We start from the raw sequence: 26,157 nt of genomic DNA on the forward strand, positions 1-26,157 counted from the left end.
GTGAACCCTGCTGGCTGGGGTTCCTAGACGGCCGTCAGGTCGCAGCCACGGCGTCGATGATGGTGTGATTGATAACCACCCGGCCCACGGTGGTGAGCAGGTAGCGACTGATCAGGGCTCCGTCCTCATCGAAACGGTCGCGGCGATAGAGCCACTGCTCGATACGGGTGCCGTCGCTGAGGGTCTCCTCCTTCTGGGGCTGCTTCTCTTCGTCATCACTTTCAACCTCGCCGCTGAAGCGCACCCACACCCAATCGTGCAGGATCAGATGCTTTTCTTCGAAGGCATCGATCACATCATCGAGGCTGGCGAAGGTCTTGGAGCGGTCGCCAAACTCAGGCTTGATGGCACCGGGCTGCTCGGCCGTCAGGTAGTAGGCACCCAGCACCATGTCCTGGGACGGGGTGATGATCGGCTCGCCGGTGGCCGGCGAGAGGATGTTGTTGCTGGCCAGCATCAGCATGCGGGCCTCGGTCTGGGCCTCAATCGCCAGGGGCACGTGCACGGCCATCTGGTCACCGTCGAAGTCGGCGTTGAAGGCTGGGCACACCAGGGGGTGCAGCTGGATGGCGCGGCCATCCACCAGCTTCGGCTCGAAGGCCTGGATGCCAAGACGGTGCAGGGTCGGGGCCCGGTTGAGCAGGATCGGGTGACCTTCGATCACCTCCTGCAGCACCTGCATCACCTCATCGTCGGCCCTCTGGATAAGCTTCTTGGCGGCCTTGATGTTGTTGACGATGTTCTGACGGATCAGGCGGTGGATCACGAAGGGCTGGAACAGCTCGATCGCCATCTCCTTGGGCAGGCCGCACTGGTGCATCTTGAGCTTCGGTCCCACCACGATCACGGAACGACCTGAGTAATCGACCCGCTTGCCGAGCAGGTTCTGGCGGAAACGGCCCTGCTTGCCCTCGATGATGTCGCTGAGCGACTTGAGGGCCCGGTTGTTGGCACCCACCACGGTGCGGCCCCGGCGACCGTTGTCGATCAGGGCATCGACGGCCTCCTGCAGCATCCGCTTTTCGTTGCGAACGATGATTTCAGGGGCCAGGATCTCCTGCAAGCGGGCCAGCCGGTTGTTGCGGTTGATCACCCGCCGGTAGAGGTCATTGAGATCGCTGGTGGCAAAGCGGCCGCCATCGAGCTGCACCATGGGCCGCAGGTCTGGCGGGATCACCGGGATCACATCCAGCACCATCCAGGTGGGCCGGGCATTGGTGGCGATGAAGTTATCGATCACCCGCAAACGCTTAATCAGCTTGGCCCGCTTCTGGCCCTTGCTAGCTGCGATCTCCTCACGCAGCTGCTCGGCAGTTTCGTTGAGCTCCAGATCCTCCAGAAGCTGCTTGAGTGCCTCGGCGCCGATGCCCACTATGGGCTCATTCTCAATGTCGGAATCCTCGGCGTAGATCTGGTCTTCGATCTCAAGCCACTCATCTTCAGTGAGAAGTTGCTTATAAGTGAGATCTTTGTGGTCACCCGGATCGAGCACCACATAGCAGTTGAAATAGACGATCTGCTCCACATCCCGCAGGGGCATGTCCAGCAGGATCGCCACATAGCTGGGGATTCCCTTCAAATACCAGACGTGGGAGACGGGGGCGGCCAGCTTGATGAAGCCCATGCGATGGCGACGCACCCGGCTCTCGGTGACCTCGACCCCGCAACGCTCGCAGACGATGCCGCGGTGGCGCACCCGCTTGTACTTACCGCAGTGGCATTCCCAGTCTTTCGACGGGCCGAAGATCTTCTCGCAGAACAGCCCGTCCATCTCGGGCTTGAGAGTGCGGTAGTTGATGGTTTCGGGCTTGGTGACCTCACCCACCACCTGACCATTAGGCAGCGTGCGCTGCCCCCACTCCATGATCCGCTCGGGTGAAGCGAGCGTGATCTTGACGTAGTCGAAGTGGTTTTCGGTGCGGAGGTTGCTGTTGGACATCGGCTTGGGGCTCGCGGAGTTCGAGAAGGGAGGGGCGGTCAGCGATGCGCTGCAAACAAGCAATCAGTCGTCGTCGTAATCCGCGACGCCGAGGGATTCGTAGGTGGGCCGGCTGGGGGTGCTGCGGCGGGGGTTGACGTCCTGCATCAGATCCACTTCCTCGCCGGCATCGGTGTAGACGGCGATGTCGAGGCCCAGGGACTGCAGCTCGCGCATCAGCACCTTGAAGGACTCAGGGGTGCCGGGCCGGGGGATCGGCTTGCCCTTGACGATGGCGTTGAGCGCCTCGTTGCGGCCCTGCATGTCGTCAGATTTGACGGTGAGCAGTTCCTGCAGGGTGTAGGCGGCGCCGTAGGCCTCGAGGGCCCACACCTCCATCTCACCAAGGCGCTGGCCACCCTGCTGGGCCTTGCCGCCCAAGGGCTGCTGGGTCACCAGGGAGTAGGGGCCGGTGGAGCGGGCGTGGATCTTGTCGTCCACCAGGTGGACCAGTTTGAGAATGTGGGCGTAGCCCACGGTGACCGGCTGGTCGAAGGGCTCGCCGCTGCGGCCATCGATCAGCTGAATCTTGCCGGGATTCTTGGGGTCGTAGACCCAGGCCTTGCCGGGCAGGTTGGCGGCCTCCTCGAGGTACGCCTGCACGGTTTGCTTGCTCTTCTCGGCGCCGTGCATCTCGTCGAAGGGCACAACCTTGACGCGGCAGTCGAGGTGGGAAGAAGCCCAGCCCATCAGGCATTCGAACACCTGGCCCACATTCATCCGGCTCGGCACACCCAGGGGGTTGAGCACGATGTCTATGGGGGTGCCGTCAGGCAGGTAGGGCATGTCCTGCTGGGGAAGGATGCGGCTGATGATGCCCTTGTTGCCGTGGCGGCCGGCCATCTTGTCGCCCACCTGGATCTTGCGGCGCTGGGCCACGTAGACCCGCACCACCATGTTTGCTCCCGGCGGCAGCTCGTCGCCCTGCTCGCGGGTGTAGATGCGCACATCCACCACGCGGCCCCGCTCCGTACTCGGCACCCGCAGGGAGTTGTCGCGCACATCGCGGGCCTTCTCACCGAAGATTGCGCGCAGCAGCTTCTCTTCAGGGGGCTGGTCGGATTCACCCTTCGGGGTCACCTTGCCCACCAGAATGTCGCCGCTCTCGACGTAGGCGCCGATGCGGATGATCCCCATCTCGTCGAGATGACCCAGGCTCTCCTCGGCCACATTGGGGATCTCACGGGTGATTTCCTCCGGACCCAGCTTGGTCTGGCGCGCCTCAATCTCGTACTTCTCGATGTGCACCGAGGTGTAGAGATCGTCATGCACCAGCCGATCGCTGAGCAGGATGGCGTCTTCGTAGTTGTAGCCCTCCCAGGGCATGTAGGCGATCAGCACGTTCTGGCCCAGGGCGATTTCGCCGCCCTCACAGGCCGAGCCATCGGCCAGCACCTGACCGGCGATCACCGGATCGCCCTGACGCACGATCGGGCGCTGGTTCAGGCAGGTGTCCTGGTTGGAGCGCTGATATTTCTGCAGGTGGTGCACGTGGTCGGTGCCCTGGTCATCGCGGATGACGATGGCGGTGGCATCGACAAAGGTGACCGTGCCGTTGACCCGGGTGATCGGCACCATGCCGGAGTCACGGGCGACCTGGGTTTCCAGGCCCGTGCCCACCAGGGGACGCTCAGGACGCAGCAGGGGCACGGCCTGGCGCTGCATGTTGGAGCCCATCAGGGCCCGGTTGGCGTCGTCGTGCTCGAGGAAGGGAATCAGGGAGGTGGCCACCGAGATCACCTGCACCGGTGAGAGCTGGACATAATCCACCTGCTCAGGTGGAACCTTTTCGAAGTCCTGGCGGTAGCGCACCGGCACCAGATCGGCGGTGATGTAGCCGTCTGAGTTGGTAGGCACGTCACCGGGGGCGACGCGGCACTCGTCCTCGAGGTCGGCGGAGAGATAAATGGGATCGCCACTCTTGTGGACGATGCCGTTTTCCACCTTCCAGAACGGAGTTTCAATGAAGCCGTATTCATTCACCCGGGCGTGGGTGGCCAGGGAGCCGATCAGGCCGGCATTCGGGCCCTCCGGAGTTTCGATCGGACAGATGCGGCCGTAGTGGGATGGGTGGATGTCGCGCACGGCGAAACCGGCCCGCTCCCGGGTGAGGCCGCCTGGGCCCAGGGCGCTGATGCGGCGCTTGTGGGTGAGCTCGGCCAGGGGGTTGGTCTGGTCCATGAACTGGCTCAGCTGGCTGGAGCCGAAGAACTCCTTGATGGCCGCCACCAGGGGCTTGGGGTTCACCAGTTGGGCCGGGGTGAGCGATTCGGTTTCACCGACGGTCATGCGCTCCTTGATGATCCGCTCGAGCCGGTTGAGGCCCACTCGCACCTGGTTTTGCAGCAGCTCGCCCACCGAACGCACCCGGCGGTTGCCCAGGTGGTCGATGTCGTCGAGGCTGGCCCCGCCCACATCGAGCTCCAGGTTGATCAAGTAGTCGATCGTGCTGAGCACGTCCTCGGCGGTGAGGGTGCGCACCGCATCGGGGATGGTGAGGCGCAGCTTCTTGTTGATCTTGTAGCGGCCCACCCGGCCCAGGTCGTAGCGCTTGGGATCGAAGAAGCGGCTGTGTAGCAGGCTCTGACCGCCGCTCACCGAGGGGGGCTCACCGGGCCGCAGCTTCTTGTAGAGCTCCAGCAGGGCCTGGTCCTCCGAGGAGATGCCCTCGTCGTTGGAGGCCTCGATCGACTTCTGGTAGTACTCGGGGTGACGCAGCTTGTCGAGAACGTCGTTGTCTGACAGGCCGATGGCCCGCATCAGCACGTGGGCGTTGATCTTGCGGGTCTTGTCGACCCGCACGTGCAGCAGGTCGTTCTTGTCGGTTTCAAACTTGAGCCAGGCCCCCCGGTTGGGGATCAGGCTGGCATTGAAGGTCTTGCGGCCGTTCTTGTCCTGTTCGTCCTTGAAGTAGACGCCAGGGGAACGGACGATCTGGTTGACGATCACCCGCTCAGCACCATTGATGATGAAGGTGCCGCGCTCGGTCATCAGGGGGAGTTCGCCAATGAACACCTCCTGTTCCTTGATCTCGCCGGTCTCCTTGTTGACCAGGCGGCAGGTGACATACATCTGGGAGGCGAAGGTGGCGTCGCGACGCTTGGCCTCCTCCACATCGTGGCGGGGGCGCTTCAGGCGGTACTCGCTACCGATGAAGTGCAGCTCCAGCTTGCCGGTGTAATCGGTGATCGGCGAGAAGCTCTCGAGCTCCTCGATCAGCCCCTTCTCCAGGAACCATTTGAAACTCGCCCGCTGTACCTCCACCAAGTCGGGAAGATAAGTGACGGTCTTGGCGACCTGGATCGCGCTGCTCATGCGGTGAACCTGCAGGAACGGGTGGAAAGGGACTGGTCGGGGGTGCTCCGTAGTCGGGCGCCGCTAACTTGAAGGACCACAACAGCCCGCACGAACAGCCTCCCCGGGGTTGGGAAGGCTGCCCGCGGGGGGCATGCTCAACGGGACTTCTTCAAGACTGCAGGCGTCGACAACAAGGAGCGCTACCGCTTACAGGCCGATTTAAAATCATACAGTGTGAAGCGTGAGGCCAAAGAGCCCTGCAGCGTTGGAACTGCTGGTAAGGGCCACTTCTGTGAGCGTTTCCCCACGCAACTCGGCCATGCGGGCGGCGACGGATGCCACAAAGGCAGGTTCATTGCGCTTGCCCCGGCGGGGCACCGGAGCCAGAAAGGGGCAATCCGTTTCAATTAGGTAGCGGTCTGCCGGCACCAGTTGGGCGCAGGCGTGGGTGGCTGCCGCCTTGGGGAAGGTGACTGTTCCGCTGAAGCTGATCAAAAAACCGAGCTCCAGAAAAGCTGCCATCTCCTCTGGGCTGCCGCCCCAACAGTGCATCACCCCGCGGGGGCAGGCGCCGCGATCGGCCCGCTGCCGCAGCAGGGCCAGCATCGGCTCGGCCGCATCCCGGCAGTGGACGATCACCGGCAGGTCCAGCTCCACCGCTAGGTCGAGCTGGGGTTCGAGCGTGGCCAGCTGCTGCTCCAGGTTGTGGTCCCGGAACAGGTCGAGGCCCAGCTCGCCGATCGCCACGACGCGGGAATCGGACCTGGCCGCCTGGCGCAGGACCGCAGCGGTGTCGTGGTGCCAGTGCTGGGTGTCGAGGGGATGGACCCCAACGGAGTAGCGCAGCTCGGGGAAGCGATCGGCCAGGGCCCGGATTGCCCCTATCTCGCCAGGCTCAACGCAGGCATGGACAAGGGCTTTGACGCCGGCATCCCGCCAGCGGCGGGAGACCTCCTCCAGATCGTCGTCAAAATTGCGAAAGACGATGTGGCAGTGGCTGTCAACCAACACTGGGGTTCAGGCCGGGGCTGCCGCTGCCGACTCAGCGGCCGGCTCAGCAGCAGGCTCGGTGGCCGATTTGACCGCTGCGCTGAGGCGCGATTTTTGATTGGCGCCGGTGTTGCCATGGAGCACACCCACCTTCACCGCCTTGTCGATCTTGCTGAAGGCCGCATTCATGCTGGCCTGTACGGCGGTCTTGGCAGCCTCGCCGGGCTCCTGGCTGTAGGCGGAGCAGGCGGTGAAGCAGCGCTTCATCAGGGTGCGCAGGGCCGACTTGTAGGTGCGGTTGAGGACGCGGTTGCGTTCGGCAACCTCAATGCGCTTCTTCGAAGACTTGTTATTGGCCACAGGCTGTTGGAAGCTGGATCGGCAATCAAGAATCCTACCTTCAGGCCCAGCTGCGACCTGCGACCTAGCCTGAAAAGCCCCCGCAGGTAGACCTGCCCTTGGTCGCTTCGTCTGCCGCCCTCTCGATCGCCATCCTGCGGGATTCCAGCGCTGATGGGAAAAGCCAGGCCGCCGAACGGCTGGCCGCCATCGCTGGGCGCACCAGCAGCGGCCGGATGGGGGAGGAGACCGCCCGGGTGGAAGAAATTCTGAGCCAGGTGCGGCAGCAGGGCGATCGGGCCCTGCTGGAGCTAACCGAACGCTTCGATGGGGTGCGGCCCGACCCCCTGCGCATTCCCCCCGAACGCCTGGCGGCAGCCTGGGAGACCACGGCCCCTGCCCTGCAGGAGGCCCTGGCCCTGGCCCATCAGCGAATTCTGGCCTTCCACGGCCAGCAGCGCCCCGCCGACCTGGCCATCACCGGCCCCCATGGCGAACGGCTCGGCCGCCGTTGGCGGCCGGTGGAGCGGGCGGGAATCTACGTGCCGGGCGGGCGGGCCTCTTACCCCAGCACGGTGCTGATGAATGCTGTTCCAGCCAAGGTGGCCGGCGTGGGACGGCTGGTGATGGTCACCCCGCCCGGGCCCAACGGCGAACCGAACGCCACCGTGCTGGCTGCCGCCCACTTGGCCGGCGTGGAGGAGGTGTATCGGGTCGGCGGCGCGCAGGCGATCGCAGCCCTGGCCTACGGCACCGAGACCATCCCGGCGGTCGATGTGATCAGTGGTCCGGGGAACCTCTACGTCACCCTGGCCAAGAAGGCCGTGTATGGCCGGGTGGCCATCGATTCGCTGGCCGGCCCCAGTGAGGTGCTGGTGATCGCCGACCACACCGCCCGGGCCGACCAGGTGGCCGCCGACCTGCTGGCCCAGGCCGAACACGACCCCCTGGCCGCCGCAATCCTGCTCACCACCAGCGCAGAGCTGGCGGCGGCGATGCCGGCGGCCCTGGAGGCCCAGCTGGCGGGTCACCCCAGGGCTGAGATCACCCGCACCGCCCTGGGCGACTGGGGCCTGATCGTGGTGTGCGAGAGCCTCCGTCGGGCGGCTGAGCTCAGCGACTGCTTCGCCCCCGAACACCTGGAGCTGCTGGTGGAAGACCCGGAGAGCCTGGCCGAGCAGATCAAGCATGCCGGCGCCATCTTCATGGGCCCCCACTCCCCGGAGGCCGTGGGCGACTACCTGGCAGGCCCCAACCATACCCTGCCCACCAGCGGCACGGCCCGGTTCGCCGGCGCCCTGAGCGTGGAAACCTTTCTGCGCCACACCAGCTTGATCCACTTCAACCGCGCGGCCCTGGAAGCCACCGGGGCAGCCGTGATCACCCTGGCCGAAAGCGAGGGGCTGCACAGCCACGCCGAGTCGGTGCGTCGCAGGCTGGCCTGAGCTGGGGGAGCTTGCCTTGCCATGGTGACGTTTCACTCCACCCGGCTAGAGCGCACCACCACGGCCAGCTTCAGCTGCCACGACATCAGCGCCGACCTGCAGGCCTTCGTGGATGGCACCGGGATCCGCAACGGCCTGCTGGTGGCCGCCGGTCAGCACACCACCACCGCCTTGGTCGTGAACGAGGCCGAGGAACGGTTGCTGGGGGACATCGAGCGCCACTTCCTGGCCCTGACGCCCCCCGAGCGGGCCTACGCCCACAACGACCTGCACCTGCGGCCGGGCATTCCCGCCGATGAGCCGCGCAACGCCCATGCCCACCTGATCGCCCTGAAGCTGGGCAACCACCTCACCCTGCCGGTCGTGGACGGCCTGCTGGGCCTGGGGCGATACCAGGCCGTGCTGCTGGTGGAATTGGATGGCCCCCGTCAGCGCCAGGTGCTGCTGCAGCTCTGTGGCATCTGAGTGGGTAAAGAAGCTCAGATCGCGCCTCAGCGCTTCGCCAGATCCCGCACCCGGGGCTCCCCAGCAACGATCTCACCCACGAGAACCTGGTCGGTGAGGTTGACGAACAGGCCGTTCTCCAGCACGCCAGGGATGTTGTTGATCGCCGCCTCCAGGGCGGCCGGATCGCCGATGCCGCCTGCGAATTTCACATCCAAAACCAGATTCCCTTGGTCTGTCACCACCGGACCGGCCTTCTTCGCAGCCATGCGCAGCTGGGCCTCGCCGCCCATTGCCTTGAGCTGGCCCTGCACCTGACGCCAGGCACCGGGGAGCACCTCCACCGGCAGTAGGAAGCCCAGGTTGAGGGTGTCCACCAGCTTGGTGGAATCCACCACCACCACAAAGCGCTTGGCGCGAACCGCCACCAGCTTTTCCTGCACATGGCAGGCTCCGCCACCCTTGATCAGCTGGAAGGCCGGATCCACCTCATCGGCGCCGTCGATGGCCAGATCGATCCGATCCACCGCGTTGAGGCTCTGCAGGGGAATACCGAGCTCGGCGGCGAGCACCTCGCCCTGGAAGGAGGTGGTCACACCCACGATGTCGCTGAGCTCACCGCTCTGGAGCTTGGCCCCCAGGGCCTGAATCATCAGGGCCGCGGTGGAGCCGGAGCCCAGCCCCACCACCATGCCGCTGCGGATCTGCTCGGTGGCTGCCGCCGCCACCGCCTGCTTCATCTGATCTTGCAGGTCCGACATCGATCACGCCCAAGCGGGCCGCGACCGTAGCAGTCTTCAGCTGGCCTTGGGCAAGGCCGCCGGTTTGATGCTGAGGTTGAGCTCCCGCTGCCCGCGAATCACCGTGAGCGGCAGCAGCTGGCCCACCGTGCTGCCCTCGACCCGCTTGAGCAGGCTGGCCGGATCGGGCACGGGCTGGTCGTCCACCTTCACCACCAGATCGCCCCGCCGCAGGCCTGCGGTCTCGGCCGGGCTGTCGGGCAGCACCCGCTGCACCAGGGCCCCATCGCGCTCCGGCAGCTGCAGCAGGGCCTCGGGGTCCCGATTGTTATCCCGGGCCCTGCGGGCCGTGAGCGCCACCAGCTGCAGGCCTAAATAGGGATGCACCACCTGGCCGCCCTCACTGAGCTGGCCCGCCACTCCCCGGGCCAGGTTGATGGGGATCGCAAAGCCCAGGCCCGCCCCCGGCCCCGAACGCACCAGGGTGTTGATGCCGATCACCTCGCCGCCGGCATTGATCAGGGGGCCACCGGAATTGCCGGGGTTGATGGCGGCATCGGTCTGGATCAGATCGAGACGCTTGTCGGAAAAGCCGAGGCTGTTGATGTTGCGGTGCAGGCTGCTGACGATGCCCAGGGTCACGGTGCGCTCCAGGCCATAGGGACTGCCCATCGCAATCGCCCAGTCGCCCACCTCCAGGGCTTCCGAATCGCCCAGGGGAGCGGCCCGCAGATCGCGGGAACCGGGGATTTTCACCACGGCCAGATCGGTCACCGAATCGGCCCCCACCACGGCTCCATCCACCTGGCGGCCGTCAGCCAGGGTCACCTCAACGCTGTCCACCTGGTCGACCACATGGGCATTGGTGAGTACCAGCCCTTTGGCCGCGTCAATCACCACACCGGATCCCTGGCCCCGCTCGCGCATGCTGCCTGAGGGGTCGCCGAACAGGTCGCGCAGGAAGGGGTCCAGCAGGGCCGGATCAAAGGGTTGGCGAGCCACCTCCCGTTCGGTGTCGATCCGCACCACTGCCGGTGCCACGGCCCGGGCCGCCTCGGCTACGAAGCTGTGGGGGGTGCCGCTGGGGAGGGCAGCCAGCGCCCCATCCTGGGCCAGGTCCAGCGCCAGGGCGGTGGGGCTCCAGGGGCCCAGGGCCAGCCACAGCAGGGGCACCAGTACAAGCAACAGCCGCTTCATCGCCAAGGCCGTCATGGACCGGTTCAGATTGGATCCCAGGCTAGGGAGCCCGGGGAAGCAACGGCCTGCCACCTCAGGAGCCCACCTCAATGGCCTGCCACCGCAAAAGGGTGTGGCTGAGGCTGCCCTGGGCATCGAGCTCCAGCAAGCGCCCGCCGGGATCCTGGGGACGGCCCAGGGGGCAGGGCTGCACCGGCCCGTAGGCACAGAGGGTGGACGGACAGCCAAGCAGGGGCACTGCTGGCCGGCCGGGCAGGGCGCCGAACCAATGCTGGTGGATATGGCCAAACACCAACGCCTTGAGCTGGGGATGGCCTGCCAGCAGCTGCAGCAGCACCCCGCCGTCACCCAGGCCGATGCGGTCAAAGCTCGGATCCCCGATCGCTACAGGCGGATGGTGCACCGCCACGACCAGGGGCAGGTGGTTGGAACAGCCCAACTCTCCAGCCAGCCAGGCCAGCTGCCGGGGACCCAGCCAGCCTTCGACGCAACCCGTGCGGTGGCTGCTGAGCAAGAGCAGACGCACCCCGGCGATCTCCAGCAGCGCAGGGGCCACAACGGCATGGCGGCCCAGGGCGGCTCGCAGCAGGTGGGGGGCGTCGTGGTTGCCGGCCAGCAGGGCAACGGGCGTGGGCCAGGCGGCCAGGCGGTCGCGCAGCCGGGCGTAACCCGCCCAACTCTCGTCCTGGCAGAGGTCGCCGCTGAGCAGCAGCAGATCGGCGGCAGGTGCCTGGATCCAGGCCTGCTCGAGGGCCCGCTCAAAGCAGGCCCAGGGTTGGCGACCCCGCCACAAACCATGGGCGTCGGCCAAAAGGTGGGGATCGCTGAGCTGAATGAGGCGCATCGACCTAAGTTGGCCCCTGTTCGCAGCGGCGGCCATGGCAGCAATTCCCCCAGGCAAGCGTCAGCGCTGCAGCCTCTGTCAAGTTGAGATTCAGGGCATGGCCGGCGGCAAGGACCTGGTGCACTTCAGCCAGGGAGCCCCGGGCAGCCGCGCCAAGCTCTGGGCCCGGGTATGCCAGTACCTGCGCACCGACGAGCAGAAGTGCCAGTGCCTGAACCAAGACGCCAGCCAGCGGGGCACCGTCCAGCCCAGCGACTACTTCGCCGAGGCCCCGGTGATCGAGATCCCTCCCGTCGGCGGCATGGGGCCTGGAACAGGCAATCCCCTAAGGTGATCGCTTGCCCGGCGGGCAATCCCAAAGGCTCCGGTTCAGTTTCAGGCTGAATGCGGGCTGCCTGAGGGCAGTTACAAAACTGCAAAAGCCGGCGGGCCCCCTGCCCCCAGCTTCCCTGCACCGTTGCCCCATCCCCTCCTGAGCGAACTCGAGCGCCTGGCCCAACTGGCCGTGGCTGCTGCAGGTTTCGAGCTGAAGGGCGTTCACCTGTTCACCCACCGGATTCCCATGACGGTGCAGGTGCTCGTGCAGCGGGCCGATGGCAGTGACATCAGCCTCGATGAGTGCGCCTCCCTGAGTGCACCGCTTGGGGAGGCGATCGAAGCGGCCGACTGGCTAGGCGATGCCTATGTTCTGGAGGTCAGCAGCCCTGGAGTCAGCGACAATCTTCACGACGACCGCGACTTCCGCAGTTTCCGCGGATTTCCGATCGAGGTGATCTGTCGGAACGACCAGGGCCTCGAGGTGCGGCGCGAAGGGCTCCTGCTGGAGCGCGACGCAAAGGATCTGCACCTCAACGTCCGCGGCCGCACCCAGCTCATCCCAAGGGACGCGGTGATCAGGGTTTCCCTGATCACCCCAGCCCAGCCCACCTGAACGCTCCCTGACCATTTCTCACCCCTGATCCATGGCCCTGGTTCTGCTCCCCGGTCTGAACAACCTGATCGAGGACATCAGCGAAGAGAAGAAGCTGCCGCCCCCCGTGGTGGAGGCCGCCCTGCGGGAAGCCCTGCTCAAGGGCTACGAGCGCTATCGCCGCACCCTTTACCTAGGGATCAGCGAAGACCCCTTCGAGGAGGACTACTTCTCCAACTTTGATGTGGGCCTCGACCTCGAGGAGGAGGGCTATCGCGTGCTGGCCTCCAAGATCATCGTGGAGGAGGTGGAGAGCGAAGACCACCAGATTTCCCTGGCTGAGGTGCAACAGGTCACCGATGACGCCCAGATCGGCGACACGGTGGTACTCGATGTCACCCCGGAAAAGGACGACTTCGGGCGCATGGCCGCCGCCACCACCAAGCAGGTGCTGGCCCAGAAGCTGCGCGACCAACAGCGGCGCATGATTCAAGAAGAATTCGCCGACCTAGAAGACCCGGTGCTCACGGCCCGGGTGATTCGCTTCGAGCGGCAGAGCGTGATCATGGCTGTCAGCAGTGGCCTGGGCCGGCCCGAGGTGGAGGCCGAGCTGCCCCGCCGCGACCAGCTACCAAACGACAACTACCGGGCCAACGCCACCTTCAAGGTTTTCCTCAAGGAGGTGAGTGAGGTTTCGCGGCGCGGCCCCCAGCTGTTTGTCAGCCGCTCCAACGCCGGCCTAGTGGTGTACTTGTTCGAGAACGAGGTGCCAGAGATCCAGGAGGGCTCGGTGCGAATCGTGGCCGTAGCCCGGGAAGCCAATCCGCCCTCCCGCTCGGTCGGACCCCGCACCAAGGTGGCCGTCGATTCGGTGGAACGGGAGGTGGATCCGGTGGGCGCCTGCATCGGTGCCCGGGGCTCCCGCATCCAGCAGGTGGTCAACGAGTTGCGCGGAGAAAAGATCGACGTGATTCGCTGGTCGCCCGATCCTGGCCAGTACATCGCCAACTCCCTCAGCCCGGCCAGGGTCGAGATGGTGCGCCTGGTCGACCCGGAGGGGCAGCACGCCCATGTGCTGGTGCCCCATGACCAGCTCAGCCTGGCGATCGGCCGCGAGGGCCAGAACGTGCGCCTGGCCGCCCGACTCACCGGCTGGAAGCTCGACATCAAGAACGCCAGCGAGTACGACCAGGCCGCTGAAGACGCGGTGGTGTCCGAACTGATCGCCCAGCGCCAGGAGGAGGAGGCCCTTCAGGCTGAAGCCGAAGCCCGTCTGGAAGTGGAGCAGGCCGCCCGGGCCGAGGAAGATGCCCGCCTGCGGGAGCTCTACCCCCTGCCCGAAGACGAGGAGGACTTCACCGAGGAGACCGTTGCCGACCCTGACGAGGGCGGATCCCGATGACTCGCAGTCCGGTGTTGCGGCGCTGCGTCGCCTGCCGCAAGTTGCTGGATAGGGAGCAGCTCTGGCGGGTGATCCGGCTGGCTGAGGGGGGGATCTGCTTGGATCAGGGCATGGGCCGTTCGGCCTATCTCTGCCCCAATCAGGAGTGCCTCGAAGAGGCGAAACGGCGCAAGCGTCTGCAACGGGCCCTGCGCTGCCAGGTTGCGGATTCCATCGTTGCAAGCCTCGAAAGGCGCCTGACACCCGGCGCTGATCTCGCCTTTAAGGCAAGATGACAATTGGCCGGAGCGTACCTGCGGCCTGGTGTGCCCCTCGGCCCCGCTCGGCGGCCCTTGGGCCCCGTCCCATGGAGACCTGAATGACCAGCAGCGGCAAAGTAAGAATTTATGAGCTTTCCCGGGATCTCGGCCTGGAGAACAAGGACGTGCTCGACGCCGCCGAGAAGCTGGGGGTTGCTGCCAAGAGCCACAGCAGCTCGATCAGCGACGACGAAGCTTCCCGCATCCGCTCTTTGATCAAGAGCGGCAGCAACGGCAGCCCCTCGAAACCCGCTCCAGCTCCGGCTGCAGCCGCTCCCAAAGCAATCCTCTCGGTCAAGAAGGCCGAGAGTGCTGGTGCCTCACCCATGGCAGCCAAACCCGCCCTGCCGCCCCCGGCCCGGCCCTTGGTGGGACCGCCCGTCACCAAACAGCCCGTCAGCAAGCCCCCTGTTCTGGTAAGCAAACCCCCAGCTCCGGCCAGCAAACCGGCCCCTGCCAGCAAGCCTCCTGCTCTGGTCAGCAAACCGGCCCTTGTCACCAAGCCCCCTGGCCCAGCCAGCAAACCCTCGATCGCGCCGATCAAGCCGGTGGTGATTGCCTCCAAGCCAGCCCGACCCAGCAGCCCAGCCCCAGCCCCGGCCCGACCGGCCCAAACCACACCAGTCCTCAGCAGTCGCAAACCGGAATTACCGGTGCGCCCCGGCGGCGGCACCACCAGCAGCCGGCCCGCACCGCCGGCTGGCCGGGCCCCCCTGAGCCAGCGGCCGGCTGCGCCGCAGCGGTCGGGAGTTCCCGCACCCACCCGGCCCGGCCAGGCCGGCATGGCGGGACGCCCCGGCCCGACTCCCCTGGAGCTCGTCGGCAAGCCGATCCGACGCGACAGTCGCGACAGCACCGGGCCCGCAGCACCCGATCGCCCAGCCGCTCCGGGTAGACCCGGCATGCCCGCCGGCATGCGCAGACCGATGGCGCCGGGCGAGCTGATGCAGCTCCAGAAACCCTCCGGCCGGCCCACAGCGCCGCCGCCGCGACGGCCGGGAGATCGCAGTGAAGCTGGCGCAGCCCCTCGCCCCGGCAGTACGGATCTGGTGCGTCCCAACGCCAGCCCGGCCGCTCCGGCAGCTCCGAGGCGGCCTGGCTTCCGCCCCCCCACGGCTCCAGGGGCCGCCGGCAAACCCCGCCGCCCCGACTGGGACGACAGCGCCAAGCTGGAAGCCCTGCGCAGCCGCATGCCGCAGAAGCAGCGCACCAAGGTGCACATCATCGGCGAAAACGATGATGCGCTCACCGCCGAAACTGGCGGTTACGCCGGCGAACAGGAAGCCTTCATCCTGCAGGCCAGCCTGGCTCGCCCCGCCAAGCCCCGCACTGCCGCTGCCCCCGCCGCCAAACCGATGGCGGCGATGCGCAAGCGCAAGAAGGAGACCACCCGCCAGCGCCAGCGCCGCCGCGCCATGGAACTGCGCTCCTCCCGTGAGGCCAAGGCATTGCGGCCGGAGATGCTCATCGTGCCCGAGGGCAACCTGACGGTGCAGGAGCTGGCCGAGAAACTCGGGGTGGAGAGCTCCGAGATCATCAAGAGCCTGTTCTTCAAGGGGATCATCGCCACGGTCACCCAGAGCCTGGATCTCTCCACCATTGAGGCAGTGGCCGAGGAATTCGGCGTGCCGGTGCTCGAAGACGACGTCGAAGAGGCCGCCGCCAAGACGGTGGAGATGATCGAGGAGAGCGACCTGGCCCACCTGATCCGTCGCCCTCCCGTGGTGACGGTGATGGGCCACGTCGACCATGGCAAAACAAGCCTGCTTGATGCCATTCGCAAAACCCGCGTGGCCGCTGGCGAAGCCGGGGGCATCACCCAGCACATCGGTGCTTACCAGGTGCAGATTCCCCACGCCGGCGAACAGCGCAAGATCACCTTCCTGGATACACCGGGCCACGAGGCCTTCACCGCCATGCGGGCCCGCGGCACCAAGGTGACCGACGTGGCGGTGTTGGTGGTGGCCGCCGATGACGGCGTCCGCCCCCAAACCCTGGAGGCGATCAGCCACGCCCGCGCGGCCAAGGTGCCGATCGTGGTGGCGATCAACAAGATCGACAAGGAGGGGGCCTCCCCCGATCGGGTGAAGCAGGAGCTCTCGGGACTCGAGCTGGTGGCTGAAGACTGGGGCGGCAACACCGTGATGGTGCCGGTGAGCGCCCTCAAGGGTGTGAACGTCGACAAGTTGCTGGAGATGATCCTGCTGGTGACGGAGGTGGAAGACCTCAAGGCCAACCCGGGTCGCATGGCCCGCGGCACCGTGATCGAGGCCCACCTGGACAAGGCCAAGGGTCCGGTGGCCACCCTGCTTGTGCAGAACGGCACCCTGCGGGCCGGAGATGTGCTGGCGGCGGGGCCCGTACTCGGCAAGGTGCGGGCCATGGTTGACGACGGCGGCAAACGGGTCAAGGAGGCCGGCCCCTCCTATGCGGTTGAGGCCCTGGGCTTCAGCGAAGTGCCCACCGCAGGCGACGAGTTTGAGGTCTATCCCGACGAGAAGACCGCCCGCTCGGTGGTGGGTGACCGGGCCAGCGAAGCCCGCGCCACCCGACTGGCCCAGCAAATGGCTTCCCGTCGGGTCTCCCTGGCCTCAATGTCGAGCCAGGCCAGCGAGGGCGAGCTCAAGGAGCTCAACCTGATCCTCAAGGCCGACGTACAGGGTTCGGTGGAAGCCATCCTTGGCTCCCTCGAACGACTGCCCCAAGGCGAAGTGCAGGTGCGGGTGCTGCTCTCGGCGCCGGGCGAGATCACCGAAACCGACGTCGACCTGGCGGCCGCCTCCGGTGCGGTGATCGTGGGCTTCAATACCTCGATGGCGCCAGGGGCCAAGCGGGCCGCCGATGCCACCGGCGTCGATGTGCGCGACTACGACGTGATCTACAAGCTGCTGGAAGACATCCAGCTGGCCATGGAAGGCCTGCTGGAGCCGGAGCTGGTGGAGGAGTCCCTCGGCGAAGCCGAGGTGCGGGCCGTATTCAGCATTGGCCGCAGTGCGGTGGCGGGTTGTTACGTCACCAGCGGCAAGTTGCAACGCAACTGCAAGGTGCGGGTTTGGCGCGGCAAGGAGAAGGTGTTCGAGGGCGACCTCGACTCCCTGCGCCGCAACAAAGACGACGTCAAGGAAGTGGCCACCGGCTTCGAGTGCGGCATCGGCACCGATCGCTACACGGGCTGGCAGGAGGGCGATCGGGTGGAGGCCTACAAGCTGGTCACCCAGCGCCGCACCCTCAGCACCTGAGCGCGGTGAACACCCGCAGCGAGCCCCTGCTCTGGCTCCAGCTCGTGGCCCTCGGGGCCATTCCGCTGGAGCTGCTGGGGCTGCTGCTGCTGCTGGCCGGTGCCGATCCTGGCCCCTTGCCAGGTCTAGAGCGGCTGCTGGCCTGGGCCATCGGCGTGCTGGGGCCTGCGATCCTGCTCTGGCAGCGACCTGCCGACGTCTGCTCCCTGCTGCTGGTGCAGGTGCCGGTGCGGGGTCGCAGCGAAGCCCAGCTCCAGCTCGCGGCCCTGCAAAGCCCCCTGCCGGCCAGGCTGGCCATGCTGCTGGGGGCCGCTGCCCTACTGCCGCTCTTCTGGTGGCTTGATCAGCACGCCGCCCTGGCCGCGCCCCTCTCCCCACTGACGGCCAGCCCACGCTTTGTCGCTCTGCTGCTGGCCTGCCCGCTGCTGGCCCTGGTCCTGTGGCAGGTGCAGGAGCTGGTCCAGGCGATCGCGCTGCTGAGCCGCAAGCCGGACCCACTGGCTAGCTACCCGCCTATGACCCGTGCGGAGGTGGACTCCCAGCGGCTCTGCCTGGGGCTGCCCCTGCTGCTGCTAGAGCCACTCCAGGTGGCATCTGGCGCCTCAGCTGCCGGATCAGCTGCCGGCTCGGTTGCGATCCAGCCAGAGGAGGCTGCCGAACAAGCCGAGGGCACCGACCTGGATCAGGAGATCGGCTGAGGCCACCTCGGCGCCGCTCGCCGCTCGCATGGCCATCGTTGCCAACCCAACCGCCCCTGAGGCCGCCAGGGCCAGCCACAGCCCCCTGCGCAGTCCTCGCCAGGGAGTGCGGACTTCCTGGAGAAGCCGGGCACGCAAGGCAGGATCAATCGGGTCAGAGTTTGGTCCCATCTTCAGGCAGGCAGCGGGGCAAGGGAGTGGGGCAAGCTGGTCAATGCTAATTTCATTGGGGCGCCGGTGTAGCTCAGGGGTAGAGCAACTGATTCGTAATCAGTAGGTCGTCGGTTCAAATCCGATCACCGGCTTTTGGGCCTCAATTATCAGCCAAAGAGCTGATTTGGGGCTCGTAAAAGTATCCGTCGCCTGAAGGGGCCTGGGATACGACCACACAGCGACTTGCCACCCGCCAGAGCGCGGTATGTATTGCTGTGGGGTCATGGCGCACCAGTGCCGGAAACTGCTGCCTCAAAAGGGCAGTGGCCTGCCAGGCGTTGTAGTGGGGAATTCGGGAGTTAACGTGGTGGCACACGTGGGTTGAACCAATCCCATGGTGAAGAAAGTTCAACAGGGGCCCGTAGGGACGATCCACAGTCTGAAGAGCACCCTTCGCCCAGGTCCAGTCGCCCGAAGAAAAATGGGGAATATCGGTATCACTGTGCTGCAGCCAAGTATAGGCAACCAGCCAGGCGTTGACCACCAGATATGGGAGCCCATAGACGCACAAAACCCGCAAAAAAGAATAATTAAATGAGGCCAGCACCAACACCAAAAGCATGGCCAGCAGGCCCAGGTTTGATAGCAGCATCAGCTTCCGAACGGAATCCGGAAACAGCTGCTTTTTGCCCTTGTTAAAAGGCAATGAATTCGAGAAATGGGAGGTGGGAGCGCCATAATCTGCGCCCCCTGTAACTCCAAAAAGTAAATAGAGCGGCCACCCCACCAGCAGGTGGAAAATCAGGGCGTAGACGCCATACAGTTCCGGCCCAATCCGACTGAGCACCCCTTTAAGCAGCCTGCCCTCAGCGGAATTGGAACGGGGAGGCACATGGGTTTCACCTGCTTCGAGGTGGTTGCAATTGGCGTGGTGCACCGCATGGCTGCGCTGCCAGCTGAAGTAGGGCACCAGCAGCAGGCTGTGGAGCACAAAGCCCACCGCCGTTTCCACCCGGGGGTTGGGGTGAAAGGCGCGGTGCCCGCACTCATGGGCAATCACCCAGCAACCGCCCGCCACAGTCCCTGTCACCGTGGCATAGAGCAGCCAGAGTGGCGTAGCGCTTAGCCGGAGGGGTATCTGGGTGCCCACGCCGTAGGCAAGCAGGGTCAGGCCTAGAGACATGGCCAAACTTCCCCAGGCCTTGACGGGGTCAATGGTCAGCAGGGAGGCAGGAAGGCAGGCCAGCAATTGCGCCTTGCTGGGGTAGGTAGTGGGCGTCGAGGAAAGATGGGACTGGGATTGGGCGAGCAGGAATTCAGACGACTTCAAGGACGCTGCCACATGACAAGGGGAGACGAATCACGCTGAAAGGATTCCTCCAAACCCTAGGAATAGGGGCCCTCAAGCCGCGACTGATTGGCTGTTGTCGAGCCAACAAAAAACCCCCTCTTGCGAGGGGGCCGGGGGGATTCCGTTTATGGGTTGGCGTTAGCCAGGTTGTAAAGCCTCAGCCAATAGCCGGTGCGGTCAGTGCCACGGGGGTGGCGGTGGCAGCAGCCAGGTCAAGCGGGAAGTTGTGAGCGTTGCGCTCGTGCATCACTTCCATACCCAGACCAGCGCGGTTCAGCACGTCTGCCCAGGTGTTCACCACGCGGCCTTGGCCGTCGAGGATCGACTGGTTGAAGTTGAAACCGTTCAGGTTGAAGGCCATCGTGCTCACGCCCAGGGCGGTGAACCAGATGCCAACCACGGGCCAGGCAGCCAGGAAGAAGTGGAGGCTGCGGCTGTTGTTGAACGAGGCGTATTGGAAGATCAGGCGACCGAAGTAACCGTGGGCAGCCACGATGTTGTAGGTCTCTTCCTCTTGGCCAAACTTGTAGCCGTAGTTCTGGCTCTCGCTCTCGGTGGTCTCACGAACCAGCGAAGAAGTAACCAGCGAACCGTGCATGGCAGAGAACAGGCTGCCACCGAAGACACCAGCCACACCCAGCATGTGGAAGGGGTGCATCAGGATGTTGTGCTCAGCCTGGAACACCAACATGTAGTTGAAGGTGCCGGAGATACCCAGGGGCATGGCATCCGAGAAGGAGCCCTGACCGAAGGGATACACCAGGAACACAGCAGACGCTGCTGCCACAGGGGCGCTGTAGGCAACGCAGATCCAGGGGCGCATGCCCAAGCGGTAGGAGAGTTCCCACTCGCGGCCCATGTAGGCGTAGATGCCGATCAGGAAGTGGAAGACCACCAGCTGGAAAGGCCCACCGTTGTACAGCCACTCATCGAGGCTGGCGGCTTCCCAGATGGGGTAGAAGTGCAGGCCGATGGCGTTGCTGGAGGGCACAACGGCACCGGAGATGATGTTGTTGCCATACATCAGGGAGCCAGCTACGGGCTCACGGATGCCGTCGATGTCGACAGGGGGTGCGGCGATGAAGGCCACGATGAAGCAGATGGTGGCAGCCAGCAGGCAGGGGATCATCAGCACACCGAACCAGCCCACGTAGAGGCGGTTGTTGGTGGAGGTGACCCAGTCGCAAAACTGGTTCCACGCAGAAGCGCCTTGGCGCTGCTGAATAGTGGTTGTCATGAGAACGAGAAGAGAGTGTTCCTAGGGAACGGGTATGGAAGGCGGGAATCCGGTCTGCCGAGGCAGCCGAAGCGGAAACCGCCGGACGGAATCCCGTCTCTCGCAACTGTAACGGAAGATTGCGCTGAGCCTGAGAGGCAATTGGGAAGAATTTCTATTGCTCCCCTGCTGGGCGGTGCCAGGGACGGGAATCCGTAGCCAGGGGCTGCCCGCACTGCTAAGAAGACAGCTGCACAGGCCCTTTTCGGCATGGCCCGCATCTCTTCGCTTCAAGCCCTGGCCGCCGGGGCTGGCGCCGCCCTGCTGCTGGCCAGCTGCCAACGCCAGCCTTCCGCCGAGCTGCAGCAGATGCAGCAGCGCCAGGAACAGGTCGAGGTCAAGATCCAGCAACTGGAGCAGAAGCTCAATGCCGTGGCTCCCGGCAACGGTGCCGACCCGGCCGGCAAGCCCCCCGCCGGCGCCATCAAATCACTCACCTACCGCAGCGGCACCGCAGACGACCGCCTGCGCATTTACTGGGCCGACGGCAGCACCACAAACCTGCCTTGCAAGCAGGAGCAGGCCACCCTGGTATGCGGTTGACAGGCCCCTGACCCCGCGTTGAGCTGGGGGAGCTAGTCGACTTTGAACCATGGTTTTTCGCCTGATAGGCATCACAGCAGCGGTGCTGGGTTCGGGGTTGCTCGCCGGCAGCGTGCCGATGCTGGCCCCCAAGGCGGCCCTGGCCCAGGACGCACCAGTGCCCTTCAGCGCCGTACGGGCTCTCAACCTGGCCCGTAACACGGCGGTGCAACTGAACGGGGGCCTCAACGTCTATCGCCCCGCCAAATGCATGTTTGAAACCGCCGGGGCAGGGAACCAGTGCCTGATCAGCTCCAGTGACGGTTACCAGTTCCGCTTCCTTGGCGGGGTACCCGGTTGGCAGCAGCTCGACATAGCCCCCAGCGTGGAGACGGAGATCCGGATTTCCAGCGATGGAAAAAGCGTTTTAGGGGTGGATTACAACGGTGCTCCCCGCTGAGCCAGCCGGTTCGAGAGGGCTTCGAGGGCCTTGGGCCACTCGCTGCTGACGGGCCAGCATTCCCGGCTGGTGAGGCTCAGGGCAATGCCCTTCTCGCCATAGGCCGCCTCATTGACAAATACGGGCCAGACGGGCTGGCCCTCCAGGCCCCTGGGCGGCACGAAGCCCAAGGTCGCCCCATGGGAATCGAGAAAAACGGGGTCCCCCGGCTGGAGCGGATGCCAGTCGCGGTGCTGCAGGGCCGGATGCAGGCAGGCAGAAGGAGAGCCATCCGGGCGCCGCGGCAAATCGAGACTGCCGAGATGGCGATGCACCACCAGCTCGGCGGGCAACCGCAATGGCCCCCGCTGGGCCGCCGCCAGCACCTCCAGGGCAGCCTCAACGCCCAGCTGGGTCTGGCGACAGATCTGGGCCTGGATCACCCCCTGGGGCACGGGGCCCACCTCGATCACCAGGCCGCAGGGCCAGCTCTCCACCAGAAAACCTGTCTGGGCATGGTCGGCCTCATGGAGATAGATCGGCAGGCCCAGCAGCCCCTGCACGCCCGCCGCCAGGGCCAGATCCGCCGGGCGGCGGCCGTAGACCACCAGCGCATTGCCCATGGCGCTGGTGGTGCTGTGCAGATCCAGCACCACCAGGCACGGTGCCTCCCCTGCGGGGCCATGGCGGAGCAGCAACTCCCGGGCACGCTGCAGATCGGCCCCATCGAGGCTGGCATCGGCCAGCAGGGATGGGGCAAAACAGCGGTTCAGATCCCGCTCGAGATAGCGCCGGTTCTGGGCATGGGCAGCGGGGTTGCCCAGCACCAGCTCCAGCGCCAGGCCATGGCTCTGGAGGGCCCCAGGCCGGCTCCGCCAGTGCTCGAGCAGCCAGGGCCCATTGCGCTCATTGCCGTGGGTGCCTGCCACCACGAGCACCTTGGCCGGGTTCGAATTGGGGCCCATCAACGGAAGGCTCGCGCCTGGCACTGGATTTCAGGCCCAGCCTGACGCAGATTCGGGGTTCTGCCGCCGCCTTGACCATGGCCCCTCCCGCTCCCCTGGTGCGCACGGCGCGGGCCATCTGGCACTGGCAGTGGTGCCAACTGATGGGGGGCCTGGGCCCGGCCGATGCCGCCGGCAATTACCAGCGGCCCGCTGGGGCCTTCACCAGCCTGCCGCCCCTGCCCAGCGAAGCAGCCAGCGCCGATGGCCATGTGCTGATTGTCGGCCGCAGCTGCCCCTGGGCCCACCGGGCCTGGCTGGTGTGGGCTCTGCGCCGCCTCGACGCCAGCATCACGCTGGTGGTAGTGGATCCCGATCCCGCCGAGGGGCGCTGGCGCTTCGCCGAACCCTTCGGGGGCTGCGCCAACCTGATCGAGCTCTACCAGCGCTCCGGCGCCGATTCCGGCCAGCGGGCCACGGTGCCGGCCCTCTATTCGCGCCGGCAGGAGCGCATCCTGGTCAGTGAGAGTGCCCGGCTGATTGAGCTGCTCAACCGCTGGCCCGCCCCCGACGGGCCCGATCTGGAGCCTGGGGCCCAGCAGGAGGCCACCCTGCGCTGGCGCGAGCTGCTGCAGAGCGATGTCAACGATGGGGTGTATCGCTGCGGCTTCGCCCGCACCCAGGCGGCCTACGACCGGGCTGAGGCCGCCCTGTTTGGCGCCCTGGCCGAAGCGGATCGGGTCCTGCAGGAAAGCCCCTGGCTAGCTGGAGCTGAGCTGAGCCTGGCCGATGTGGTGCTGTTTCCCACCCTGATCCGCCTGGAGCTGGTCTATGCGCCGCTGTTTGGCTGCAGCCGGCTGCCGCTCTGGCAGCTGCCGGCGCTGTGGGAATGGCGCCAACGCTTCTTCCACCTGCCCGGCGTGGCCGCCACCTGCTGGCCTGAGGCCTGGCGGCGCGACTATTTCGGAGCCCTTTTTCCCCTGCATCCCTCCGGGATCATCCCGGCCGGGCCGCCCCTAGCCACACTGGTTGGAAGCCGACCAGCCCCCCGAGGCCTGCAACATGACCATGACTGACCCGGTGTTTGAAGGGGTCTATGGCACCTACACCATCGATGCCACCGACCGACGCGAAGTGCTGGGCTACCGGCTGGCCCTCACCGCCGTGGCCCTGGGCCAGGCCGGGCTGATGCTGCAGTGGCGCCAGCTGGGCCCGGAGCTGGTGTGGCCCTGGATGGTGCTGATGGCGGTGGGGCTGGGCCTGGCCCTGCGCTGGATCCACATCTACCTAGTGCCCCTGCACCGGGCCCTGCAGCTCTTCTGGCTACTGGGCTGCGCTGGCGCCCTGGTGCTGGCGGCCCGCAGCGGCCCGGGCGCCATGGTGACGGCCGTAGCAAGCCAGCCCCTCTGGATCCTGGCGATCGGCCCCTTCTTCGCAGCCCTGGCCGGGGTGGGCTTTAAGGAGTTCTTCTGCTTCCGCAGGCCCGAGGCCATCGGCGTGACGCTGCTGCTGCCGATCGCCCTGCTCGGCCATCTGGTCGGCCTGCTGGACGGCCGGGTTACCACGAGCCTGCTGGCCCTCGAGAGTGGGCTGCTGCTGGTGCTCTGCCTGCGCAAGTTCCCGATGCCCGCGGCGGCGGATGTGGGCGACAAAAGCGTTTTCGCCTACCTCAAGGCCCAGGCGAGCGGTGCCGAAGGAGCCACACCTTGAGCCTGATCAGCCTGGTGGATGCCGGCAAGGACTTCGGCATCCGCACCCTGTTTGAAAACCTCAGCCTGCACATCGGCGCAGGCGAGCGGCTGGGGCTGATCGGCCCCAATGGCGCCGGCAAGAGCACCCTGCTGAAGGTGCTGGCGGGAATTGAACCCCTGGGCAGCGGCCAGCGCCGCTGCGCCCCCCGCACCCGGGTGGTGCTCGTCGACCAGGAACCCGGGCTGGACCCGGAGCACACCGTGCTGGAGCAGGTGTTTGCCGGGAGCGGCGAGAAGATGGCTTTGCTGCGGCAGCACACGGCCCTGAGTCAGGCGGTGGCTGATGGCCCCGACAACGCCATCGCCCTGGCCCAGCTCAGCGACCTCCATGGCCGCATGGACCAGCTCAATGCCTGGGGGCTGGAGCAGCAGTGCCGCGAGGTGCTGGAGCGGCTCGGCATCTCCGACATCGAGCGCAAGGTGGGCGACCTCTCCGGCGGCTACCGCAAGCGGGTGGCCCTGGCGGCGGCCCTGGTGGCCGAGCCCGACGTGCTGCTGCTGGATGAGCCCACCAACCACCTCGACGCCAACGGGGTGGAGTGGTTGCAGAGCTACCTCGGGCGCTTCCCCGGTGCCCTGGTGCTGGTGACCCACGACCGCTACGTACTCGATCGGGTCACCCGTCGGATCGTGGAGGTGGATCGGGGTCTGGCCCGCAGCTACGCCGGGAACTACGCCACCTATCTCACCCACAAGGCCGAGGAGGAGGCATCGGAAGCCTCCTCGGCCGCCAAGTTCAAGGGCACCCTGCGGCGGGAGCTGGCCTGGCTGCGGCAGGGCCCCAAGGCCCGCAGCACCAAGCAGAAAGCCCGCATCCAGCGCATTGAGGAGATGCGAGAGGCCCCCCAGCGCCAAGGCCGGGGCCTGGTGAGCCTGGCCACCAGCAGCCGGCGGCTGGGCAAGCGGGCCATCACCGCCGAGGAGCTGGGGGTAAGTGCGGGCGAAGGGGCCGAGGCCAGGGCCCTGCTGCGGGCCTTCAGCTACGACTTCAGCCCGGAAGACAGGGTTGGCATCATCGGGCCTAATGGCGTAGGCAAATCGAGCCTGCTGGAGGTGATCGCCGGCCGGCGCCAGCCCAGCAGCGGCAGCCTGGAGCTGGGCGCCACCGTGAAGCTCGCCTACTTCGACCAGCACAGCGACGTGCTGCTCAAGCCCGACCAGAAGGTGCTGGAGGTGGTGCAGGCCGCCGCCAGCCGGGTTGCGGTGGACGGCGAGGAGCTCAGTGCCTCCCAGTTGCTGGAGCGCTTCCTGTTTCCACCGGCCCAGCAGCACCAACCGGTGGCCAAGCTCTCCGGCGGCGAGCGGCGACGGCTCCATCTCTGCCGGCTGCTGATTGGGGCCCCCAACGTGCTGCTGCTCGACGAGCCCACCAACGACCTGGATGTGCAGACCCTGAGCGTGCTCGAAGACTTCCTCGAAGACTTCCGCGGCTGCGTGGTGGTGGTCTCCCACGACCGCTACTTCCTCGATCGCACCGTGGATCGGCTGTTCTGCTTCGAGAACGGCGAGCTGCAGCGCTTTGAGGGCAACTACAGCGCCTACCTGGAGACCAGCGCCAGCCGCCTGGCGGCCAGAGCTGCCGGAGCTGCCGGAGCTGCCAGCGGTGGCGCCAAGAAAACCAGCCCCCTCCAGCCCCAGGTCAAAACCGCCGCAAACCAGCCCCGGCGACGCAGCTTCAAGGAGACCCGGGAACTGGCCGATCTGGAAACCAGCCTGCCGGTCTGGGAGGAGCAGCGCCGCCAGTTGGAGCAGGCCCTGAGCTCAGCCGGCAGCGACTACACCGCCCTGGAGAGGTGCACCCAGCAGCTGGCCGAATTGGGCGAGCGGATCAGCAAGGGCGAGGAGCGCTGGCTGGCCCTGAGCGAGCTGGCGGGCTGAGGGGCCCAACGGCGGGGCCGG

Annotated in this window: 24 protein-coding genes and 1 tRNA gene; 14 read left to right on the forward strand and 11 right to left on the reverse strand. The window is 66.2% G+C overall.

All coding sequences use genetic code 11. The annotated features are described in order from the left end of the window. Positions 1 to 34: 34 nt before the first annotated feature. The 4 genes from H8F27_RS04235 to rpsT form a co-directional block, all read right to left on the reverse strand. Complete coding sequence (locus H8F27_RS04235) at positions 35 to 1,939, reverse strand: DNA-directed RNA polymerase subunit gamma (protein WP_197151484.1); 1,905 nt, start codon at positions 1,937 to 1,939, stop codon at positions 35 to 37. Positions 1,940 to 2,002: 63 nt separating this feature from the next. Continuing rightward, positions 2,003 to 5,293: a DNA-directed RNA polymerase subunit beta gene (gene rpoB / locus H8F27_RS04240; RefSeq protein WP_197151485.1), complete on the reverse strand. Its 3,291-nt coding sequence runs from the start codon at positions 5,291 to 5,293 to the stop codon at positions 2,003 to 2,005. A 207-nt stretch (positions 5,294 to 5,500) separates the two neighbouring features. Further along, positions 5,501 to 6,283 carry a TatD family hydrolase gene (locus tag H8F27_RS04245; protein ID WP_231596511.1) on the reverse strand — a complete coding sequence of 261 codons (783 nt, stop codon included), beginning with the start codon at positions 6,281 to 6,283 and terminating at the stop codon, positions 5,501 to 5,503. A gap of 9 nt (positions 6,284 to 6,292) precedes the next feature. Then, positions 6,293 to 6,625, reverse strand: a complete 333-nt coding sequence (rpsT, locus tag H8F27_RS04250; protein ID WP_197151487.1) for a 30S ribosomal protein S20 — start codon at positions 6,623 to 6,625, stop codon at positions 6,293 to 6,295. A 98-nt stretch (positions 6,626 to 6,723) separates the two neighbouring features. Here rpsT and hisD point away from each other — a divergent pair, with 98 nt between their 5' ends. Then, positions 6,724 to 8,049: a histidinol dehydrogenase gene (gene hisD, locus H8F27_RS04255; RefSeq protein ID WP_370594464.1), complete on the forward strand. Its 1,326-nt coding sequence runs from the start codon at positions 6,724 to 6,726 to the stop codon at positions 8,047 to 8,049. A 21-nt stretch (positions 8,050 to 8,070) separates the two neighbouring features. Then, positions 8,071 to 8,514, forward strand: a complete 444-nt coding sequence (locus H8F27_RS04260) for a secondary thiamine-phosphate synthase enzyme YjbQ (RefSeq protein ID WP_197151490.1) — start codon at positions 8,071 to 8,073, stop codon at positions 8,512 to 8,514. Positions 8,515 to 8,540: 26 nt separating this feature from the next. On the opposite strand, the gene rpiA is transcribed toward H8F27_RS04260, so the two are convergent. From rpiA to H8F27_RS04275, 3 genes are read right to left on the reverse strand one after another with little or no spacing between them, the layout of a single operon-like run. Then, positions 8,541 to 9,254, reverse strand: coding sequence for a ribose-5-phosphate isomerase RpiA (gene rpiA, locus H8F27_RS04265; RefSeq protein WP_197151491.1), 714 nt, complete (start codon positions 9,252 to 9,254; stop codon positions 8,541 to 8,543). A 36-nt stretch (positions 9,255 to 9,290) separates the two neighbouring features. After that, complete coding sequence (locus tag H8F27_RS04270) at positions 9,291 to 10,445, reverse strand: trypsin-like peptidase domain-containing protein (protein ID WP_231596512.1); 1,155 nt, start codon at positions 10,443 to 10,445, stop codon at positions 9,291 to 9,293. A 58-nt stretch (positions 10,446 to 10,503) separates the two neighbouring features. Then, entirely contained in the window at positions 10,504 to 11,274 is a 771-nt protein-coding gene (locus H8F27_RS04275) for a metallophosphoesterase (RefSeq protein ID WP_197151493.1), read from the reverse strand. 34 nt (positions 11,275 to 11,308) lie between these two features. Here H8F27_RS04275 and H8F27_RS04280 point away from each other — a divergent pair, with 34 nt between their 5' ends. The 6 genes from H8F27_RS04280 to H8F27_RS04305 all read left to right on the forward strand — a co-directional run bounded on the left by H8F27_RS04280 (position 11,309) and on the right by H8F27_RS04305 (position 17,822). Further along, the gene (locus tag H8F27_RS04280; RefSeq protein ID WP_197151494.1) at positions 11,309 to 11,608 is read left to right on the forward strand and encodes a hypothetical protein; all 300 of its coding nucleotides are present in this window, start codon (positions 11,309 to 11,311) and stop codon (positions 11,606 to 11,608) included. Positions 11,609 to 11,731: 123 nt separating this feature from the next. Beyond that, positions 11,732 to 12,205, forward strand: coding sequence for a ribosome assembly cofactor RimP (locus H8F27_RS04285; protein ID WP_197151495.1), 474 nt, complete (start codon positions 11,732 to 11,734; stop codon positions 12,203 to 12,205). 31 nt (positions 12,206 to 12,236) lie between these two features. After that, positions 12,237 to 13,586, forward strand: coding sequence for a transcription termination factor NusA (nusA, locus tag H8F27_RS04290; RefSeq protein WP_197151497.1), 1,350 nt, complete (start codon positions 12,237 to 12,239; stop codon positions 13,584 to 13,586). Beyond that, complete coding sequence (locus H8F27_RS04295; protein ID WP_197151498.1) at positions 13,583 to 13,861, forward strand: YlxR family protein; 279 nt, start codon at positions 13,583 to 13,585, stop codon at positions 13,859 to 13,861. The genes nusA and H8F27_RS04295 overlap by 4 nt, the downstream gene beginning before the upstream one ends. Positions 13,862 to 13,944: 83 nt before the next feature. Next, entirely contained in the window at positions 13,945 to 17,124 is a 3,180-nt protein-coding gene (infB, locus tag H8F27_RS04300) for a translation initiation factor IF-2 (protein WP_197151499.1), read from the forward strand. A gap of 5 nt (positions 17,125 to 17,129) precedes the next feature. Beyond that, complete coding sequence (locus H8F27_RS04305) at positions 17,130 to 17,822, forward strand: low-complexity tail membrane protein (RefSeq protein ID WP_197151500.1); 693 nt, start codon at positions 17,130 to 17,132, stop codon at positions 17,820 to 17,822. On the opposite strand, the gene H8F27_RS04310 is transcribed toward H8F27_RS04305, so the two are convergent. Then, the gene (locus tag H8F27_RS04310) at positions 17,739 to 17,993 is read right to left on the reverse strand and encodes a DUF3493 domain-containing protein (protein WP_197151501.1); all 255 of its coding nucleotides are present in this window, start codon (positions 17,991 to 17,993) and stop codon (positions 17,739 to 17,741) included. The genes H8F27_RS04305 and H8F27_RS04310 overlap by 84 nt on opposite strands. Before the next feature lie 62 nt (positions 17,994 to 18,055). Here H8F27_RS04310 and H8F27_RS04315 point away from each other — a divergent pair. Next, positions 18,056 to 18,127: transfer RNA gene (locus H8F27_RS04315), tRNA-Thr, on the forward strand. Between the two features lie 8 nt (positions 18,128 to 18,135). On the opposite strand, the gene H8F27_RS04320 is transcribed toward H8F27_RS04315, so the two are convergent. Then, complete coding sequence (locus tag H8F27_RS04320) at positions 18,136 to 19,158, reverse strand: fatty acid desaturase (RefSeq protein WP_197151502.1); 1,023 nt, start codon at positions 19,156 to 19,158, stop codon at positions 18,136 to 18,138. Positions 19,159 to 19,483: 325 nt separating this feature from the next. Beyond that, complete coding sequence (psbA, locus tag H8F27_RS04325) at positions 19,484 to 20,563, reverse strand: photosystem II q(b) protein (RefSeq protein WP_197147936.1); 1,080 nt, start codon at positions 20,561 to 20,563, stop codon at positions 19,484 to 19,486. A 249-nt stretch (positions 20,564 to 20,812) separates the two neighbouring features. On the opposite strand from psbA, the gene H8F27_RS04330 reads away from it, so the two are divergent. Together H8F27_RS04330 and H8F27_RS04335 are read left to right on the forward strand one after the other, a co-directional pair. Further along, positions 20,813 to 21,145, forward strand: coding sequence for a hypothetical protein (locus H8F27_RS04330; protein WP_197151504.1), 333 nt, complete (start codon positions 20,813 to 20,815; stop codon positions 21,143 to 21,145). Between the two features lie 49 nt (positions 21,146 to 21,194). Further along, positions 21,195 to 21,584 carry a hypothetical protein gene (locus tag H8F27_RS04335; protein WP_197151505.1) on the forward strand — a complete coding sequence of 130 codons (390 nt, stop codon included), beginning with the start codon at positions 21,195 to 21,197 and terminating at the stop codon, positions 21,582 to 21,584. Here H8F27_RS04335 and H8F27_RS04340 read toward each other — a convergent pair. Continuing rightward, positions 21,563 to 22,528 (reverse strand): aspartoacylase, encoded by a 966-nt coding sequence (locus H8F27_RS04340; protein WP_197151506.1) that lies wholly within the window; start codon positions 22,526 to 22,528, stop codon positions 21,563 to 21,565. The two genes, H8F27_RS04335 and H8F27_RS04340, sit on opposite strands and share 22 nt — an antisense overlap. Positions 22,529 to 22,605: 77 nt before the next feature. Between H8F27_RS04340 and H8F27_RS04345 the strand changes: the two genes are divergently transcribed. Genes H8F27_RS04345 through H8F27_RS04355 form a run of 3 tightly spaced genes read left to right on the forward strand, consistent with a single transcriptional unit; the run spans position 22,606 to position 26,136 of the window. Then, entirely contained in the window at positions 22,606 to 23,583 is a 978-nt protein-coding gene (locus tag H8F27_RS04345; protein ID WP_197151508.1) for a glutathione S-transferase C-terminal domain-containing protein, read from the forward strand. Next, positions 23,570 to 24,217 (forward strand): DUF2301 domain-containing membrane protein, encoded by a 648-nt coding sequence (locus H8F27_RS04350; RefSeq protein ID WP_197151510.1) that lies wholly within the window; start codon positions 23,570 to 23,572, stop codon positions 24,215 to 24,217. Before H8F27_RS04345 ends, H8F27_RS04350 begins: the two co-directional genes overlap by 14 nt. After that, on the forward strand, positions 24,214 to 26,136 hold the full coding sequence (locus H8F27_RS04355; RefSeq protein ID WP_197151511.1) for an ABC-F family ATP-binding cassette domain-containing protein: 1,923 nt from the start codon (positions 24,214 to 24,216) through the stop codon (positions 26,134 to 26,136). The genes H8F27_RS04350 and H8F27_RS04355 overlap by 4 nt, the downstream gene beginning before the upstream one ends. The last annotated feature ends 21 nt before the right edge of the window (positions 26,137 to 26,157 follow it).

It is taken from the genome of Synechococcus sp. CBW1108, from assembly GCF_015840335.1.
Classification (GTDB): Bacteria; Cyanobacteriota; Cyanobacteriia; order PCC-6307; family Cyanobiaceae; genus Cyanobium_A.